The organism is Corticicoccus populi, from assembly GCF_042686195.1.
Classification (GTDB): Bacteria; Bacillota; Bacilli; order Staphylococcales; family Salinicoccaceae; genus Corticicoccus; species Corticicoccus populi.
The window spans coordinates 1,347,645-1,365,932 of the sequence record NZ_JBHUOQ010000001.1 but is presented as its reverse complement, the minus strand read 5'-3'; the positions used below and the strand labels follow the sequence as shown (position 1 = coordinate 1,365,932).

The following is an 18,288-nucleotide window of genomic DNA, read 5'->3' as shown; positions in this document are numbered from 1 at the left end:
GAGAACTGTATCGCATTGCGCCACAGATATGGGTGTACCAACGAATCTGTAGCATTTTCGGTGCAAAAACGCCACAGAATAAAAAATAGCGAAGAACTGAATCGCATTATGCCATCCTCATCTATAAATAATAAATTAAAATGCCTTCTCGTGAAGTAGATTATAAAAAACACTATAGTTACATTAACTGAAAAAGCCCTCACTACTGCTGAGGGCTCAATCATATTAAACTTAAACTACTAAAGCGGAAGTGGGTCCGATAACGAATCAGGGTTTGAGTATTCTTCTTCTGTTACCAGGCAGTCATCAAGGGAAGATACGATTTTCTCCTTGTCCATCCCGCTTCCGATAAACACGAGTTCTGTGATTCTGTCGCCGAATGTTTCATCCCATTCTTCAAATAGTTCTGGGTCATCTTGTTTCAGTGAAGACAAGGTGTTTTCATCTTCAGCAACAAGCCAGTGTCCTGCATTTTCCAGTGTTACCATTGAACCTGCCTGCGATAAGAGACAGGCAGTATCTTTCCTTGTTGCGACCCAGAAAAATCCTTTCGCTCTCAAAATCTCAGACGGCCAGCTCTTAAGCCACTGGTTCAATCGTTCCGGATGGAACGGTTGTTTTCTTCGATAAACAAATGAACTGATGCCGTATTCTTCTGTTTCGGGTATATGTTCTTCATTTAACTCTTTAATCCAACCCGGACTCATACTAACAGCGTCAAAATCAAATTGTTTTGTATTCAATACTTTCATTGGTTCAATCCTGCCATATTTAACAGGAATAATTTCCGCTTCCGGATTAAGTTTTCTCAGTAATGCTTTTACTGCATCCAGTTCTTCCCCGGAAATTAAATCTGTTTTATTCAATAAAATGATATTCGCAAATTCAATTTGATCTACTAGTAAATCAACAATTCCACGCTCATCTTCATCATCGACTTGTAAATTCCGATTAGACAGAAGGTCTTCAGAATGGTAATCATTAAAAAACTGTTCAGAATTGACAACAGTTACCATAGTATCGAGTGTAAAATACCGGTTTAAATCAATGCCGAGCTCCGCATCTTCATAAGTAAAACTTTGTGCAACAGGTATAGGCTCTGATACACCGCTTGACTCAATTAATACATAATCAATATCGAGCTGTGCGAGTTTTTTTAATTCTGTAATTAAATCTTCTCGTAATGTACAGCATATACAGCCGTTGGTCATTTCAATCATTTGTTCATCGGTCTGAATCAGACCGCCGTCTTTAACAAGTCTGGCATCAATATTAATTTCACTCATGTCATTAACAATCACTGCGATCTTAAGTCCGTCCTGGTTTTTGAGTAAATGATTTAACAGGGTGGTTTTTCCAGCTCCAAGAAAACCGCTCAGGACAGTAACTGGAATTTTTTCAGACATTTTGATTCACCTTCCATGGGAAAGGATTTTTAAGTTCCGACCAGTCCGACTGCATTTCAGAAGGACTCATCAGACAGTGATTTAGTTCTTCAGTAATCTCTTCCTGATCAAGGTCTGTACCGATGAACACCATTTTCGTGTGCCGGTCGCCGTAGTCTTTATCCCATGCTGCTTTGACTTCAGGGTTTGCAGATAAAATATCATTTATTTGTGATTCAGGAAGGGAAGCCACCCAATAGGATAACGGTCTGACTTCAACAGACGGTCCGGCCTGTGAGAATAAAAGAGCCATGTCGTTATGCGTTGCACACCATATCACTCCTTTGGCGCGGACAATATTTTCCGGAAGTGCCTGATACCATGAAGCGAACCGCTCAGCATGGAAAGGGATTGAGCTGTAAAAAACAAAGGATCCGATACCGTACTCTTCAGTTTCAGGCGTGTGATTCTCGACACCTGCAGTCAATTCTTTAAGCCACCCCGCAGATTCGCTCGCTTTTTCAAAGTTAAACATTCCGGTATTCAATATATCTTTTGGATTTACTTTACTGTGTTCCGTTCGTATAATTTTTGCTTCCGGCTGCAGTCTTTTGATTACATCTTCCAGTTGTTTTAAGTGTTGTTCTTCCACTAAATCGATTTTGTTTAAAAGCAAAACATTACAAAATTCAATCTGGTCGAGTAAAAGGTCAGCGATATTTCTGTCATCCGCTTCGCTGATTCCCTGGCTTCTGTCTATGAGTGTTTCCCCGGATCCGAAATCATGCCAGAAACGATTGGCATCGACGACAGTCACCATCGTATCGAGTCTGCAGTACCGTGTTAAATCAATACCCATTGTTTCGTCAATATAGGAAAATGTCTGTGCAACAGGAATCGGTTCACTGATACCTGAGGATTCAATAAGAATATGGTCAAACTCTCCTTTAGCTGCAAGTTTTTCAACTTCAACAAGTAAATCTTCACGTAATGTGCAGCAGATACATCCATTGGACATCTCCACCATTTTTTCTTCTGTACGGGAAAACCCGCCTTCTGTTTCTACCAGTTCTGCATCAATATTGACTTCACTCATGTCATTTACAATAACAGCTACTTTTAAACCGTCACGATTATGCAGTACATGATTTAATAATGTTGTTTTTCCGGCACCTAAATAGCCGCTTAATACTGTTACAGGGATTTGTCCCATTAAATAAAACCTCCTGGAATAAATTCAGGCCAGACAGTATTGGAGCCATTGATTCAAACTCTCACTATCCAAGCCTTTACCGATAAATACGATTTCACTTTGTCTGTCTTCTTTTTCTGTCCATAAGGGCCCATCCATGCCTGCAAATGTCATGTGAACCCCTTGAAAGACAATTTTCCGATTTGTGTCGGCAACATTTAAAATGCCTTTATACCTGTACAGGCTTTCTCCCTTAAAAGTCACGAAATACCCGAGCCATTGATTCACCTTTTCCATATCAAGCGGTTCTTTTACTTTAAGAACGACTGAAATGATTTCGTTATTATGATGATGGTGATAGCTGTTATCCGCGAGATCAGGTGCAATTTCAAGAACATGATTTAAATTAAATGTATACCTGTTCATCAGATGGTTAACGTGAACACTTCCATATTCAGCCGTGAAAACCTCTGCGGTTCGGTTCATATTAAAAAGGGTATGTTTCAGTGCCAACAGTTCAGCTTCATCAATTAAATCTATTTTGTTAATAATCATAGTGTCCGCAAATGCAATCTGTGATTTTACCTCATCCTCATAAAGATGCCTGACGATATGTTTTCCATCAATCATAGTGATAACACTGTCAATTTCATAAGCATGTGAGATACTTTCTTTCATAAGAAAAGTCTGGATGACAGGGGCGGGGTCTGCGAGACCGGTAGTTTCGATAATCACACGGTCAATATTCTTATTTTCGATGTTAATATTCTGAAGCAGTGTAATTAAATCCTGACGGACGTTACAGCATATACATCCACTGTTGATTTCTATAATTTCTTCTTTAGTCGGTATGACAAGGTGGCTGTCGATGGACGTATCACCGAATTCATTAATGATAACGGCAGTATTTTCAGATACACTTTCTTCTAACAGCCTGTTAAGCATAGTCGTCTTGCCTGAACCTAAAAATCCTGTCAGGATAGTTACGGGTACAGTCAATGAAATGCCTCCTTACCAGCTGGATTTTTTCACGCCTGGAATTTGTCCTTTATGTGCGTGCTCTCTGAAAGCAATACGTGACATATTAAATTTACGCATATATCCGCGTGGTCTGCCGGTTACTCCGCAGCGGTTTTTTAAACGTGTCGGTGAAGAATCTCTCGGCAGTTTACGAAGGGTTTCGTAATCTCCTTTTGCTTTTAGTTCCTTTCTTAACTCAGCGTACTGTTCAACGAGTTGTTCCCGCTTTTTTGCTTTAGTAATTTTTGATTTTTTAGCCATAATAAATTAATTCTCCTTTTAAGTTTTAAAACATAATCATTACGATTTATGAAAATTAGAAATAAAATCCCTCAACTATTTGAGAGATACTCTATGATTCGAATTGTTTTTCAACGCTGTCCATAATGACACCGATAGCAGCCTTACTGCCGAGTGAAGCAGCAATAATCAGCTGAGGCGGTCCTTCTGCATTATCACCGGCAGCATAAATACCTGATATATTTGTTCTGCCGTACGGATCTGTTTCGATGCCGCCGAGTTCATTCATTTTCAAGCCGAGCGTCTTAAAGAAATCAGTCGACTGTTCCATACGGTATGAAACAAAGCCGCGGTTTTTATCCAGAATACTGCCGTCTGTAAATTCAACATGAGCTAAATTTCCGTCATTACTGTGAATGGCTTTGATTTCATTATTGATAATCTGAAATCCTTTATTTAAAAGAGTTTCTGATTCCTTTTCAGTCAATATATTTTTCCCGTTTGTACATATAGTAATGTCTTTATTCCAGTTTGAAATCATTTTAACAGCATGAAAAGTATTGTCATCATGAGCAAAGTAGACGAGTGGTTCATCTTTAGATTCATAACCGTCACAGAAAGGACAGCTGAAGACACTTCTGCCGTATACATCATGAATGCCTTTGATGTCAGGGAGAATATCTTTCAAGCCGGTTGCGAGTATAATGTTCTGTGCTTCAAAAGTTTCTCCGTTGTCAGTGGTCAATTGAAAACAGTCCTCTGTTTTAACGATGTCTGTCAGTGTTTGATTTTGTATCTGAATCTCAGGGTACTTATACAAATCTTCATGTGCTTTTCTTCTGAATTCTTCAGGTGTGATGCCGTCACGGGTGATAAAATTGTGAGATTCCTGTGTGACTTTATTCCGGGCGGTATTATTATCAATCAGCAGCGTTGTCTTAAGTGATCTTGCGAGTACAAGTGCAGCATTTAAGCCTGCCGGGCCGCCGCCGATGACAGCGCAGTGATAAGTCATTATTATGCCTCCTTTTTATTTGCTCACATTAATATATCGTAATGATTACGATTTGTAAAGTGGTTGATTCAATCACTGAATGATTTTAGAATGAAAACCATTTCGGTAATAAAAGGGTAAAAAGTTACGGATAACATGTATTTTCTATGGTTCAATTGGGTATAGGCATAGTATGAAAAGATAATAGGAGGAAATCGAATGAACCGTGAGAGTTTAAAGAATTGTAAACGCATAGTCATTAAGATTGGGACAAATTCTATTATGCAGTCCCCGACAAAGGTGGACTACCAGCAGATTGACCGGCTGGCCTTTGTGTGTTCTTCAATTCAGCAGCAGGGAAAAGAAGTGATTCTTGTATCATCAGGTGCTGTCGGTGTCGGAGCGAGTGAAGTGAATATGGATGAATATCCGACTGAAATTGCCGAAAAGCAGGCACTTGCATCTGTCGGCCAGAGTGCGTTGATGAATTTATACAGCCGCTTCTTCCAGCATTACGGTCAGTACGTCGGCCAGATATTGATGACGAGGGATATTATTAATTATCCAAGCTCATATCAGAACTGTCAGTCATCTATTAATTCCCTGATTGAGAAAAATATCATTCCTGTCATTAATGAAAATGATGCGGTATCTGTTGATGAACGCAACCACCGGACAAGATTTGGAGAGAATGATACACTGGCAGCCGTCGTTACAGAATTGACGGAGGCAGATTTGTTAATTATTTTAAGTGATGTTGATGGATTGTATGATGCCAATCCTCATCACGATGATACAGCAGAACTGATTCCGCATGTTGATGAGATTAACGCTGAAATACTTGATATGGCCGGTGGTGCAGGATCGACATTCTCAACCGGCGGTATGGAGACGAAGATTAAGGCGGCGGAAAGTGTCATGTCGCTCGGGAAATCGATGATTATTACGTCTTCTGAAGATTTAAATGTTATATTTGATATACTTGCCGGTGAAACGGAAGGTACGTTATTCAGGAAGTATAAAAAAGAATCCGTATTGAAGGAGGAAGGATAAATTTATGTCAGAAAGTAAAACAGTCAGCGAAGTTTCTATTGAAGAACTTGGAACAAAATCAAAACAGGCAGCAAAAACGTTAAGAACAGCATCTTCAAGTGTAAAAAATGATGCACTATTGAAAATGAAGGAATCCCTCCAAAAAAACAGAGATAAAATTCTCGAGGCAAACCAAAAAGATGTGGACAATGGTATTTCAGAGGGAATGAGCGAGTCACTCGTAGACCGTTTGAAATTGACCGAAGAACGTCTTCAAGGGATGGAGAACGGTCTTAGTCAGATGATCAGCCTGGTGGATCCCATCACGAGAAGAGACGGCAGCTGGATTAATGATATTGGACTGGAAATCAGTAAAGTCAGAGTACCGCTCGGTGTAATTGGTATTATTTATGAGGCGAGACCGAACGTTACAGTAGATGCTTCAGGCCTCTGTCTGAAAGCAGGAAATACTGTGATTTTAAGAGGCGGTAAAGAAGCACTTAACAGTAATAGAGCGATTGTTGAAGTCCTTCAGGAGGGGCTTGCAGCGTCCGAACTGCCGAAAGAGTGTATTCAGCTCGTTACAGACCCGTCAAGAGAACTCGCAGCAGAGTTCATGAAGGCGAACGATTATATTGACTGCTTAATTCCGAGAGGCGGCGCGGGATTAATCCAGGCAGTATTGAAGCAGGCGACTGTCCCTGTAATCGAAACGGGAACAGGAAATTGCCATTTATTTGTTCATGAATCTGCAGATTTTGAAATGGCGAAAAGTATCCTGATCAATTCAAAAACCCACAGAGTATCTGTGTGTAACTCTCTTGAAACGTTACTTGCAGACAAGAATCTCGGTGATGAGAAAATTACAGAACTAGTTCAGTCTTTAATAGACAGCGGTGTAACGGTTCATGGTGACAGTTATATTCAATCACTTGTACCTGAGGTCGAGGAAGCGGATGAAGATGACTTCCACAAAGAATATTTAAGTATGGATATTGCGGTCAAAGTGATTGACGGCTGTGATGAGGCAGTGGAACATATTGAAAAGTATTCTACAGGACATTCAGAAACCATCGCAGCAACAGATTACGAAACCATTCAAAACTTCCTGAATGCTGTTGACTCGGCAGCAGTATATGTTAATTCCTCTACCAGATTTACAGATGGAGAAATGTTCGGCTTCGGCGGTGAAATAGGAATCAGTACTCAAAAGCTTCATGCCAGAGGGCCGATGGGACTTGAGGCATTGACGAGCTATAAATATGTGATTCAGGGCTCCGGACACATCAGAGAATAATATGATATTTGTGAAAGTCTTCTGTCTAACCGGCAGAAGACTTTTATTTTTAGAAAAATTAAAATTTATATGGATTTTTATTCGTAATTATGTATAATTAATAATATTAAATATGATTAGGAGTGAATCGGATGAATCGAGAGTCTTTAAAAGATTGCAGCCGTGTCGTGATTAAAATTGGTACAAATTCTATTATGAAGTCCCCGACAAAAGTGGACTACCATAAGATCGACCGGCTGGCTTTCGTCTGTTCAACACTCCAGCAGGAAGGTAAGGAAGTCATACTGGTGTCATCAGGTGCAGTCGGTGTCGGTGCAAGTGCACTGAAGATGAACAAGTACCCGAGTTCAATCGCAGAACAGCAGGCACTGGCATCTGTCGGCCAGAGTGCGTTGATGAATTTATACAGCCGCTTCTTCCAGCACTACGGTCAGTACGTCGGACAGATATTAATGACAAGGGATATTATCGATTATCCGAATGCATACCATAATTGTAAGACAGCTATTAATTCTCTTTTGAATAAAAAAATCATACCGATTATTAATGAGAATGATGCGGTATCGGTGGATGAGCTCGGACACTGTACGAAGTTCGGTGAAAATGACACATTATCAGCAGTGGTCACGGAATTGATTGATGCAGATATATTAATCATTATGAGTGATGTTGACGGATTATATACTGCCAATCCTCAAACAGATGACTCGGCATCATTAATCCCGTTTGTATCAGAAATTAATGAAGAGATATTGTCCATGGCAGGCGGTACGGGATCTATTTTCTCAACCGGCGGTATGGAGACCAAATTAAAAGCAGCAGAGTATGTTATGGCGCTCGGGAAATCAATGGTCATTACTTCTGCACTGAATCCGAGTATTGTTTTCAGTATCCTCGGAGGCGAGGAGTGCGGGACTTTATTTAAAAAACTCGAAAAACAGCATCAGTAACAAGGAGTGTCCGCTGCCGGACACTCTTTTTGATATTGACAGAAGGCGTGTAAAGATGTAATATAGTTACTTAGGGTAACTAATTAATGATATTGGGAGTGAGAATATGTCATCAAGCACTTTATTTTATGAGTTAGCGACGATCTACCGTCCGTTTATCAACCGGCTGGATAAGGAATTGAATGCGTACAATTTGTTCAGTTCCCAGTGGAGAATTATGAAATTACTGCTGGATAAGGGGCCGCATACCATCAGTGAAATTGCACATCATAATTATGTTGAAAAACCGACGATTACACGTCTGGTGCAGAAACTGATAGAACTTGAATATGTTGAAGCGGTAACTGGTGAGGATAAGAGAGTCAGAATGATTCAGCTGACAGATTCCGGACGCGCTGTATGCAGTAAGGTGATTGAAAAAATTGATGTATTCTACCGTAATCTGTTGGATGGTGTTGATGAGGATACACAGCAGGAGGTGACGGAAGCTTTAAAAAAAATATCTGAAAATCTAAAAAATTATTAAGGATGATGATGTAGGAAATGGCTAATTCAAACAGAGAGATACTATGGACGAAAGATTTTATATTTACGTCTGTTGTAAATTTCGTCATGATGCTGTCCATGTATTTATTGTTGGTAACAATGGCAACGTATTCCATGCAGGAATATAATGCTTCAATCAGTCTTGCAGGCTTTGTTGCCAGTATTTTTGTAATCGGTTCTTTAATCGGACGATTATATGCAGGTAAGAAGATTGCAGAGATGGGTAATAAGAAAATGCTGATGACCAGAATCATCGCTTTTTTTATTGTAACAATAATGTATTTTCTGCCGCTTGGTCTGATTGGCATGATGATTATCCGTTTGTTTCACGGAATATTTTTAGGAATGGCAACAACTGCTACCGGAACGATTATTGCACAGGTGATTCCGGCGACCCGGAAAGGTGAGGGTATCGGTTATTTTAGTATGAGTATTGTGCTTGCGACAGCAGTAGGTCCGTTAATCGGAACATTTTTAGTCAGTGGTTTTGGTTTCACCAGTATTTTTATTTTTTCTGTTGTAATGGCAGCTGTCAGCCTGATTCTCTCTTTATTTTTAAATCCGCCGGAAATTACTCAGCCGAAAGAGGAACTTAAGGAGAAAAAAGGATTCAGTTTCAGTGAGTACTTTGAAAAACATGCCCTGCCGATTTCAGCAGCGATGTTTGTCATGGCTGTTGCATATTCAGGTATTCTGTCATTTGTCACAGAATACGCGAGCAGTATTAATTTGATGCAGGCAGGCGGATTCTTCTTCCTTGTCTATGGTGTATCGGTATTAATATCACGTCCGGTGACTGGGCCTTTAATGGATTCAAAAGGGGCAAATATTGTTGTCTATCCATCACTTGTCCTGTTTGCACTTGGTTTACTGTTAATCAGCCAGGCATCTACAGGTTTTATATTTTTAACAGCCGCTGTCCTTCTGGGTCTCGGCTACGGGAATTTCCAGTCTATAGCGCAGGCGATTGCGATTAAACTGACACCGCCGCACCGAATGGGACTTGCCAATTCAACTTACTTTATTGCGCTGGATTTAGGACTTGGTGTAGGTCCGCTTCTTTTAGGCTACCTTGTCCCTGCAACCGGCTACAGAGGAATGTATTTTTCACTCGTGTTTTTAGTGATTATTGGAATCGTTGTATATTACTTTGTTCACGGCAGAAAAGACAAAGAAATGGCATAAGCATGGTATAATAACCGGGATGCAGTGTAATCTGTATTCCGGTTATTTAGTTGAATGATATGATAAAATAAGCAGTAACCAGATGAGGAGGGTTTGCATGGCAGAGGACATTATTAAGAAAGGTACAGCAAACAGGTGGCAGGGAATTGATCCTGTAAAAGGTAAGCTGTATTTAACCAGAAGCCGCGTGCTTCATATTGCCAGTGCACTTCATTTCAGACGTGGGGAGACATCTATGCCGCTCGATGAAATAAAATCAGTGGAAATTGATGACAACCTGCTCTATAAACTTCCAGTTCCAAACGCAATTACAATTACGATGAAAGATGACACCAGACATAAATTTGTTGTAAACCGCAGGAAAGACTGGAAGAAGAAGATTGACCGGGCACTGGAAGATATGAACAATGAAAATATTGAAAAATAGTATCGGCAGAGGAGATAGAATATGCAGTTAAATGAATGGTTTGATAAAGGAATGTCAATTGAGTCATACGTGAACGAACTGACAGATCACAGAGAAAATTTTGAAAAAATTTATGCTGATTTTTCTATGCCTGATGATGCGGCAATGATTGAAAAAATTCAGAACAACAATTTAAAAGCGCTTGTGATTGCAGAACCTTGGTGCGGTCATTGCATGCTCAATATTCCGATATTAAAAAGAATTGCAGAGAAAAGCGGCATGGAAATCAGTGTCTGTCTTAGAGATACACACCCTGAGCTGATGGATCAATATGAGACAAATGGTAAACGGATTATCCCGATTTTTATATTCATAGATGATGAGGGGCGGGAAGTATCGAAGTGGGGACCACGCGCACCAAAAGTTGCCGATATTCATAACCGTATGCTTCAAAGTCTTCCGGAAAAGGATGCACCTGAATATAATGAAGTGTTCAAGGAAAAGGTCAGTGAACTTGTTCTTCGATTCTCAACAGACCAAGTATTATGGGATCATGTATATGAAGATATTAAGAAGAGTTTAATATAAGTGCAGACCATTACTTCCCGGACATATACAACCGCTGTACCGCTATAAAAATAAATCATTTGAGGAGATACCAGGTTGAAATATTTGAACACAGTGGTAATTGTTTTAATTGTAGTGATTTTAGGGTGGTTTTTCATGAGAGATGAAGAAGAGCTGGATATTGAAACAAAATACAGTACCGAGGATTTTATTTATAAGTGGTTCAAGAATGACAACGGTACACTCGCAACTTATATTCAGGACGGTGAAACGCTTGATGAAGATTTGGTCAGCGGCCGGGAGACACTAACTGAGACGATGGGTCTCTGGATGCTTTATGCACTGGAGAAAGAAGACCAGGACTTATTTGAAATTATATACGGCCAGTTGAATGATTATTTTCTTGATAAGGACGGATTTTTATATTGGAAACTGGAAGAGGACGGGAAGGCACGCGTGTCGACCAATGCGCTGATTGATGATATTCGTATCGCAGAAGCTTTATTGAATGCGGCGGATAAATGGAATGAAGATAAATACCGCAGTACTTCCGGTTTAATCAGTGAGTATCTGTCACAGCATAATGTAAAAAACGGGATTTTTACAGATTATTATGAACGTAATGATGATTATGCAAGTGAGTCAGTCACACTTTCCTATGTTGACTTGGAGGGGCTTCAGCTTCTCGGTGAATCAGATACGCTCGACAGTGCTGCAGCGGAAAAGACCATGGAGGTACTGGAAGATGTGCCGATTGATAATGGTTTCTTTCCGAAATCCTATAATGCAGAGAGTGAAGAGTATCAGTTTGATGATGAGCTGAATATGGTGGATCAGGCGATTGTTGCGTATCATTTATCGAGAACAGGGCAGAGTTCTGAAGAATTTTTGGATTTTATTTCCCGGGAAATGTCTGAGCGTGGTATTGTTCATGGAATGTATGACCGGGTGAGTGGTGAACCGATCGTGGAGTATGAATCACCCGCAGTTTATGGAATTCTGACACTTTATCTTCTAGAGATAGGTGAAGAGAACCTTGCCGAAGATGTGTTTAACCGGATGATAGAATTCCGGGTGGATGACACTGACAGCGAATACTACGGCGGCTATTCAATTACGGATGATGATACACATATATTTGATAATATTATTCCACTTCTTGCAGAGCAGCGGATGGATCAGCGGTAACCTGATGTAATTGAATCATATGAAAAGTTAATTAAGTGGCTGTGGTTTGAACTGCAGCCGCTTTTTATTGTGTGAATAAATATATTAATATTCTTGCCATATTTGTGACAGTATAGGGTGTAAAATATCTATAATGAACATACATTTTCAAATTTTATAAGTTTCAATAGAAGTGTCACTTCGTACAAATATGCTAAAATAGAAGAAGGTGATTAAATGATTCATGTAGGATTAACCGGCTGGGGTGATCATCACTCATTATATGCCGATTTAACAAATAAAAAAGACAAATTAACAACATATGCCTCCCACTTTCCCATTGTGGAACTGGATGCTACATATTATGCAGTGCAGCGTCAGGAGACGATAGAAAAATGGTGTGACGAAACCCACGACACGTTTAAATTTATTGTGAAGGCGCACCAGTATATGACAGGTCATGGTGATTACAGAGCCCATTATGATTCCATCAAGGATGTATTTACCGCATTTACCGATATGCTTAAGCCGATGCATCAACGCGGAAAGTTAGCATTTGTACTGCTTCAATTTCCGCCGTGGTTTGAATGCAATCCGAAAAATATCCGTTATGTAAAATTCGCAGTTGATTTGATAAAACCATATAAAATCGCTGTAGAATTTAGAAATCAGACATGGTTCTCAAGCAGTTATACTGAAGGGACATTGAATTTCCTGCATGACAATAATGTCATTCACAGTATCTGCGATGAACCGCAGGCCGGCCAGGGATGCATTCCATTTGTGAACAGGGTAACGGATTCGACAGCTTTCATCCGTCTCCACGGACGTAACGTCCACGGCTGGACCCAGAAGGACAGAACATCGGAAGAATGGCGTACAGTACGTTATTTATATGACTATAATGCTGATGAACTGGCCTGGTTAAAGAAACAGGTTGATATTTTAAAGCATAAAACAAAGGACATATATATTGTTTTTAATAATAATTCAGGCGGGCATGCGGCAGGAAATGCAGAGTCATTTCTGGATATTATGAAAATTAAATACGAAGGCCTGTCGCCGAAGCAACTGAAATTATTTTAATTTACTAAATTTCTGCTGCTCATTTTAGAAAACTGATGAGTGACTTTTCGATAAGGGAGTGAGAGCACTGGAGATAAAAATTTTTCACACAAACGATATACACAGTCATCTTTATAATTACTTGAAAATCATGAACTTCCTTAAAAATAAAAAAGAACAGTACGGCGGATCCATGCTTTATGTTGATATCGGTGACCATGTCGACAGAAGCCATCCATATACAGAAGCGACTCTCGGAAAAGGTAATGTTGAACTTTTAAATGAAGCGGGTTGTGATGTCGCAACTATAGGCAACAATGAAGGAATTACACTCGAAAAAAACGATTTAAAAACATTATATGAAGATGCAGATTTTGATGTGATCTGCTCGAATTTGAAGGAACCTGAAGCAGATGTACCGTTTTTTAATCCGTATACTATAAAAGAAGTGAACGGCATCAAAATAGGCTTTGTTGCAGCTACAGTTGAATTCACGCCGTTTTACCGTGCGCTCGGCTGGGAGGTTTCGGATGCATTCGACTGGATTATGCGTGCGGTAGAAGAGGTTAAGGACCAGGTCGACTGTCTTATTATGTTATCACATCTCGGTAAATACGATGATGAGACACTTGCCATGATGTTTCCGGAATTTGATGTCATTTTAAGTTCGCATACACATCACCATTTCCTAAACGGTGATGTTGTCGGTAATACTTTAATCGGTGCTGCAGGACGTTTTGGTGATTATATCGGTGAAGTAACTTTAACATTTGACGGACGTAAATTAACAGGCAGCAAAGCGCGTTTAACAGAGAGTGATTTATTGGCAAATGTAGATGATCAATATTATGATATCGGTAAATTTATGCTTGAGAGTCAGATTGTCAAAGATAATATGGGTCAGATACCGAGAACTTTATACCGTCCGGGCAGGTTTATATCGACACTTGCAGAAATGCTGCGTGAATTTACGGAAAGTGATGCCGGTATCGTCCACACCGGTCTGATCGCAAAAGCATTTGAAGGCGGAACTTTAACAGAATATGATCTGCACAAGGTACTGCCGCATCCGATTAATGCAGTGCAGATTGAACTGACAGGACGCGAGCTGAAGGAAGTATTTAACCAGGCTGCAAGACACGAATTCAAGGATGAAGTCGTGCGGGGTATGGGATTCAGAGGTGATATTTTCGGCACTTTTGTGACGGATAATATCGGCTGTATCCAGTCTGAACGTGCATACTATGTTGGCGGAGTGCCGATTGATGAGCGGAAAATATACACACTCGGTACTTTGGACATGTACACTTTCGGGCGTATTTTCCCACAGTTTAAGACGGCGCGGAAAAAATATATTATGCCTGATTTTTTAAGAGATATCGTACGAAAATACAGTGAAAAGCTGTAGCCATGGATTATTCCATGTGCTATAATACAATCTGTTAATTGAATAGCACGAAGTAGAGGTTGCATGAATCAAGAGTAGGTGTGGTGAGTAGGCATACGTTTGAACCACTCTGAAAGGGATGAATGCCGAAAAAATTTAACGGGCGCGTTTAATTTTTGGGACTGGATTGAATAAGTTCAGGACTGTCATGATGATGATGCGCTACAATGATGATATAGAAATCACGCAGCATTTATCATGCTGCGTGATTTTTTATTTTTGGAGGTCAAAAAGACATGGAAAGTATACTTAACTGGGAATATATTTCTTTAGTTCCACCGCTGTTGACACTTTTACTTGTAGTGATTACAAGAAAAGTAGGTTTAAGTCTTGGGACTGGAATTATCACTTCCGCATTTATCATTGCCGACGGCAGTGTGACCGGAATGTTCAGACTGGTCTGGGATGCATTTATTTGGATTTTTATTGAGGACGGGGCATTGAATACATGGAATGCATTTATTCTGTTATTTTTAGTGATGCTCGGAATTTTAATTGCGTTTATGAATATGTCAGGCGGCGCAAGAGCTTTTACCAACTGGGCTATCGGGAAAGTGAAAAACCGACGCAGTGCCGGACTCTTAACCGGTATCCTTGGTATTATTATTTTTATCGATGATTATTTCAGTGCACTTGTGACCGGTCAGGTTTCAAAACCTTTAACGGATAAATACCGGATTTCCAGAGCGAAACTTGCATATTATGTGGATACTACAGCATCACCGGTTTCTGTTATTGCACCGATTTCAAGCTGGGGTGCCGGAATAATGGGTTTAATCGCGCCGCTGTTAATAGCTGCGGGAATTACCTCCATTACGCCGTTTCAGGCATTTTTATATATAGTACCGATGAATTTTTATGTTATTGCTGCATTGCTGATGATGTTTATCGTTATCCTTCTTCAGTTTGATATCGGTCCAATGCGGAAAGAGGAAAAAAGAGCAATTGTTGATAACGTCCTTGCTGATGAAGAAGATATTAAAAAAAGTGAACAGGATGACCTTCCTGTTGTTTCAGACAGTTCGGCACAGGCGTTAATTGTTCCCATGGTCGGTCTTGTTGCGACTGTGATTACTGCTATGCTTGTAACAGGTGCAGTGGAAGCAGGATCATTCAGTTTATACAGTGTGATGGAGAATATGCTGGTCACGCATTCGTTAATAGCGGGTGGAATTGTCGGCTTGATTCTAGCATTTTATTATTATCGTAAGCATACAAAGAATAATCAGTTATTTGGCGGTAAGGAAATATTGGTTGGTATTAAATCAGGATTTCTTGCGATGTTTCCGGCAATTTCTGTACTGACACTTGCATGGATGATTGGTGATTTAATCAGTGATCTTGGTACAGGCGAAGTATTAGGACAGATGGTGCAGGATTCCAATCTGCCGGTCAGTATGTTTCTTGCAGTTATATTTGCAGTGGCGTGTTTGATGTCACTGGCGACAGGTACCAGCTGGGGCTCATTCGGTATTTTAGTACCGATAGCCGGAGAAATTATGATTTCTCTTGGTGAAACTGACCTGCTGCTGCCTGCAATTGCAGCAGTTATTTCAGGAGCAGTGTTTGGAGACCATTGTTCTCCGATTTCAGATTCCACTGTCCTCGCGTCTACGGGGTCCGGGTGTAATCATATTACACATGTCATTACACAGCTGCCGTATGCCGTTCTTTCAGCAGTGATTGCTTTTATCGGCTATATTGTACTCGGCTCAACAAATAATCTGTGGATTTCTCTGTTAACTGTACTTGCTCTGGTTATCGGTGTGTATATTGTTGCGAAGTTTATATACAAGCCGATCAAAAGGCCGGTATCCGAATAATTTTTACAATCCCTATGTGTCATCTAATTGACAGGCAGGGATTTTTTTTGAATAATATTTTCAAGTCTTACTAATTGGCTGTGCATTTATGATAATATTGTGTAGACGACACTATTAGGATTGGAGCGTTCTAAAATGGCAACAAAAAATGAAGAGATTTTAAGAAAACCGGAATGGTTGAAAATTCGATTAAATACGAATAAAAACTACACCGGGCTGAAGAAAATGATGCGTGAGAAAAATCTACATACTGTTTGTGAAGAGGCTAAGTGTCCGAACATTCATGAGTGCTGGGGTGAGAGACGGACCGCAACATTTATGATACTCGGAGCAATATGTACACGCGGCTGCCGTTTTTGTGCCGTAAAGACAGGACTTCCTAATGAGCTCGACTGGGATGAACCGAACCGGGTGGCTGAATCTGTGCAGATGATGAACTTGAAGCATGTCGTGATTACCGCAGTCGCAAGAGATGATCTTAAAGATGCAGGTTCAAGAGTCTATGCGGAAACCGTTCGAAAAGTCCGTGAAATGAATCCATACACTACAATTGAAGTGCTGCCGAGTGATATGGCGGGAGAGTATGATAATTTAAAAACACTGGTGGATGCGAAACCGGATATTATGAACCATAATATTGAAACAGTTGAACGGTTGACACCGAGAGTTCGTGCAAAAGCAAAATATCATAGAACGCTTGAGTTCTTAAGACGTTCAAAAGAATTAAATCCGGATATTCCGACAAAGTCCAGTTTAATGGTCGGACTTGGTGAGACTGTTGAAGAAATTTATCAGACAATGGATGATTTGCGTGCCAATGATGTGGATATTATGACTATCGGCCAATATCTGCAGCCTTCACGTAAACATTTGAAAGTCCAAAAATACTATACACCGCTTGAATTCGGGAAACTGCGTAAAGTGGCGATGGAAAAAGGATTTAAACACTGCCAGGCAGGCCCGATGGTGCGCTCTAGCTATCATGCTGATGAACAGGTGAATGAGGCAGCAAAAGCAAAACAGCGTATCGGTGATGAATTATTAAAGGGTGAATAACAAATGATAACGATCAATCATATGAATTTTGAACTGATTGAGAATTACCGTGATGCGTTTAATGAAGAACAGTTTGTTGAGAAGTACAGTGAGGTTTTGAACAAATATGATTACATCGTCGGTGACATCGGCTATGAAAAGCTGAGACTTGCCGGTTTTTACAGAGATAACAAAAAGAAAGTAGATCGGGATAAAAAATACAGTGCGATTCAGGATTATCTATTCGAATACTGCAACTTCGGCTGTGCATATTTTGTACTGAGGAAAGTAACGAAGGCAGAAGTAAAAGCGATGGATCAGCCGGAAGATGTCAGTGACCTGACGGATAATGAAGATACTGAAGGGCAGGAAGTTTTTCCTGATGAAGGCAGTAAACATACGCTTGAAAATGAACAAAAACCGCTGCCCGGTAAGACATACGCAGCATTGAAAAAACAGGGATAACAAAGTAAAGGGCAGACGAATCTGCCCTTTACTTATTCCATACCGCCCCATTCAGAAGAAGTAATATCACTTAGAAATGTTTCCACCTCTTTTCCCTGCTCGCTGTCAAGGTCCAGAATATGTGCGATATATCCCTCCTCCTGAAGGTCATCACTGCCGATAATTCCAAAACGGTTACTCTGCATATTTAAAACAAGACTTTTCCCGAAGAAGCGCGTCGTCTGCATGATTGCGAGATCATACCGCCCGTGCTCCCCGACAAAACTCACATACCTTGTGTAAGTGTCTTCTGTATCATCATATAAAAAGAAATCCAACATTATTTTTTCCCCCTCCGAAGTCCTGATTGTCTGTATTATTAATTTCAATGCAGTATTATAATTCCCGAATGTATATCACCCTTAAACATACTGTTTCATGCTATCATAATATTAATACTGTAATAAAGAAACTGAGAAGGAGTGTCAAATTT

General features: G+C 40.1%; 19 protein-coding genes and 1 riboswitch. Of the genes, 13 read left to right on the top strand and 6 right to left on the bottom strand.

Annotation, left to right across the window (positions count from 1 at the left end; translation table 11 throughout):
- Positions 1–239: 239 nt before the first annotated feature.
- The 5 genes from ACFSX4_RS06800 to ACFSX4_RS06780 form a co-directional block, all read right to left on the bottom strand.
- Entirely contained in the window at positions 240–1,406 is a 1,167-nt protein-coding gene (locus tag ACFSX4_RS06800; protein WP_377772856.1) for a GTP-binding protein, read from the bottom strand.
- Complete coding sequence (locus ACFSX4_RS06795) at positions 1,399–2,598, bottom strand: GTP-binding protein (protein ID WP_377772854.1); 1,200 nt, start codon at positions 2,596–2,598, stop codon at positions 1,399–1,401. The genes ACFSX4_RS06800 and ACFSX4_RS06795 overlap by 8 nt, the downstream gene beginning before the upstream one ends.
- A gap of 24 nt (positions 2,599–2,622) precedes the next feature.
- Positions 2,623–3,576, bottom strand: a complete 954-nt coding sequence (locus tag ACFSX4_RS06790) for a CobW family GTP-binding protein (protein ID WP_377772852.1) — start codon at positions 3,574–3,576, stop codon at positions 2,623–2,625.
- 12 nt (positions 3,577–3,588) lie between these two features.
- Positions 3,589–3,858 carry a 30S ribosomal protein S14 gene (gene rpsN, locus ACFSX4_RS06785; RefSeq protein ID WP_377772850.1) on the bottom strand — a complete coding sequence of 90 codons (270 nt, stop codon included), beginning with the start codon at positions 3,856–3,858 and terminating at the stop codon, positions 3,589–3,591.
- A 91-nt stretch (positions 3,859–3,949) separates the two neighbouring features.
- Positions 3,950–4,852 carry an NAD(P)/FAD-dependent oxidoreductase gene (locus tag ACFSX4_RS06780; protein ID WP_377772848.1) on the bottom strand — a complete coding sequence of 301 codons (903 nt, stop codon included), beginning with the start codon at positions 4,850–4,852 and terminating at the stop codon, positions 3,950–3,952.
- 198 nt (positions 4,853–5,050) lie between these two features.
- On the opposite strand from ACFSX4_RS06780, the gene proB (ACFSX4_RS06775) reads away from it, so the two are divergent.
- From proB (ACFSX4_RS06775) to ACFSX4_RS06715, 13 genes are all read left to right on the top strand, one after another.
- Positions 5,051–5,884, top strand: coding sequence for a glutamate 5-kinase (gene proB, locus ACFSX4_RS06775; RefSeq protein ID WP_377772846.1), 834 nt, complete (start codon positions 5,051–5,053; stop codon positions 5,882–5,884).
- 4 nt (positions 5,885–5,888) lie between these two features.
- Positions 5,889–7,160 (top strand): glutamate-5-semialdehyde dehydrogenase, encoded by a 1,272-nt coding sequence (locus tag ACFSX4_RS06770; protein WP_377772844.1) that lies wholly within the window; start codon positions 5,889–5,891, stop codon positions 7,158–7,160.
- 131 nt (positions 7,161–7,291) lie between these two features.
- Positions 7,292–8,110, top strand: coding sequence for a glutamate 5-kinase (gene proB, locus ACFSX4_RS06765; protein ID WP_377772842.1), 819 nt, complete (start codon positions 7,292–7,294; stop codon positions 8,108–8,110).
- 106 nt (positions 8,111–8,216) lie between these two features.
- A complete protein-coding gene (locus tag ACFSX4_RS06760; RefSeq protein WP_377772840.1) occupies positions 8,217–8,636 on the top strand; it encodes a MarR family winged helix-turn-helix transcriptional regulator in 420 nt (139 codons plus the stop codon).
- A gap of 17 nt (positions 8,637–8,653) precedes the next feature.
- Positions 8,654–9,841, top strand: coding sequence for an MFS transporter (locus tag ACFSX4_RS06755; RefSeq protein WP_377772838.1), 1,188 nt, complete (start codon positions 8,654–8,656; stop codon positions 9,839–9,841).
- A gap of 97 nt (positions 9,842–9,938) precedes the next feature.
- Positions 9,939–10,268, top strand: coding sequence for a hypothetical protein (locus ACFSX4_RS06750; RefSeq protein ID WP_377772836.1), 330 nt, complete (start codon positions 9,939–9,941; stop codon positions 10,266–10,268).
- Between the two features lie 21 nt (positions 10,269–10,289).
- Complete coding sequence (locus tag ACFSX4_RS06745) at positions 10,290–10,835, top strand: thioredoxin family protein (protein WP_377772834.1); 546 nt, start codon at positions 10,290–10,292, stop codon at positions 10,833–10,835.
- Positions 10,836–10,910: 75 nt separating this feature from the next.
- Positions 10,911–12,002, top strand: a complete 1,092-nt coding sequence (locus ACFSX4_RS06740; protein WP_377772832.1) for a glycosyl hydrolase family 8 — start codon at positions 10,911–10,913, stop codon at positions 12,000–12,002.
- A 216-nt stretch (positions 12,003–12,218) separates the two neighbouring features.
- Positions 12,219–13,067 (top strand): DUF72 domain-containing protein, encoded by an 849-nt coding sequence (locus ACFSX4_RS06735; RefSeq protein WP_377772830.1) that lies wholly within the window; start codon positions 12,219–12,221, stop codon positions 13,065–13,067.
- Positions 13,068–13,125: 58 nt separating this feature from the next.
- Positions 13,126–14,454 (top strand): bifunctional metallophosphatase/5'-nucleotidase, encoded by a 1,329-nt coding sequence (locus ACFSX4_RS06730; protein WP_377772828.1) that lies wholly within the window; start codon positions 13,126–13,128, stop codon positions 14,452–14,454.
- Positions 14,455–14,499: 45 nt separating this feature from the next.
- A riboswitch (Lysine riboswitch) is annotated at positions 14,500–14,666 on the top strand.
- Positions 14,667–14,729: 63 nt separating this feature from the next.
- The gene (locus ACFSX4_RS06725; RefSeq protein ID WP_377772826.1) at positions 14,730–16,316 is read left to right on the top strand and encodes a Na+/H+ antiporter NhaC family protein; all 1,587 of its coding nucleotides are present in this window, start codon (positions 14,730–14,732) and stop codon (positions 16,314–16,316) included.
- A 135-nt stretch (positions 16,317–16,451) separates the two neighbouring features.
- Complete coding sequence (lipA, locus tag ACFSX4_RS06720) at positions 16,452–17,372, top strand: lipoyl synthase (RefSeq protein WP_377772824.1); 921 nt, start codon at positions 16,452–16,454, stop codon at positions 17,370–17,372.
- Between the two features lie 3 nt (positions 17,373–17,375).
- Positions 17,376–17,816 (top strand): YutD family protein, encoded by a 441-nt coding sequence (locus ACFSX4_RS06715; protein WP_377772822.1) that lies wholly within the window; start codon positions 17,376–17,378, stop codon positions 17,814–17,816.
- 32 nt (positions 17,817–17,848) lie between these two features.
- Here ACFSX4_RS06715 and ACFSX4_RS06710 read toward each other — a convergent pair whose 3' ends face one another.
- Positions 17,849–18,136 carry a DUF3055 domain-containing protein gene (locus ACFSX4_RS06710; protein WP_377772820.1) on the bottom strand — a complete coding sequence of 96 codons (288 nt, stop codon included), beginning with the start codon at positions 18,134–18,136 and terminating at the stop codon, positions 17,849–17,851.
- Positions 18,137–18,288: the final 152 nt, after the last annotated feature.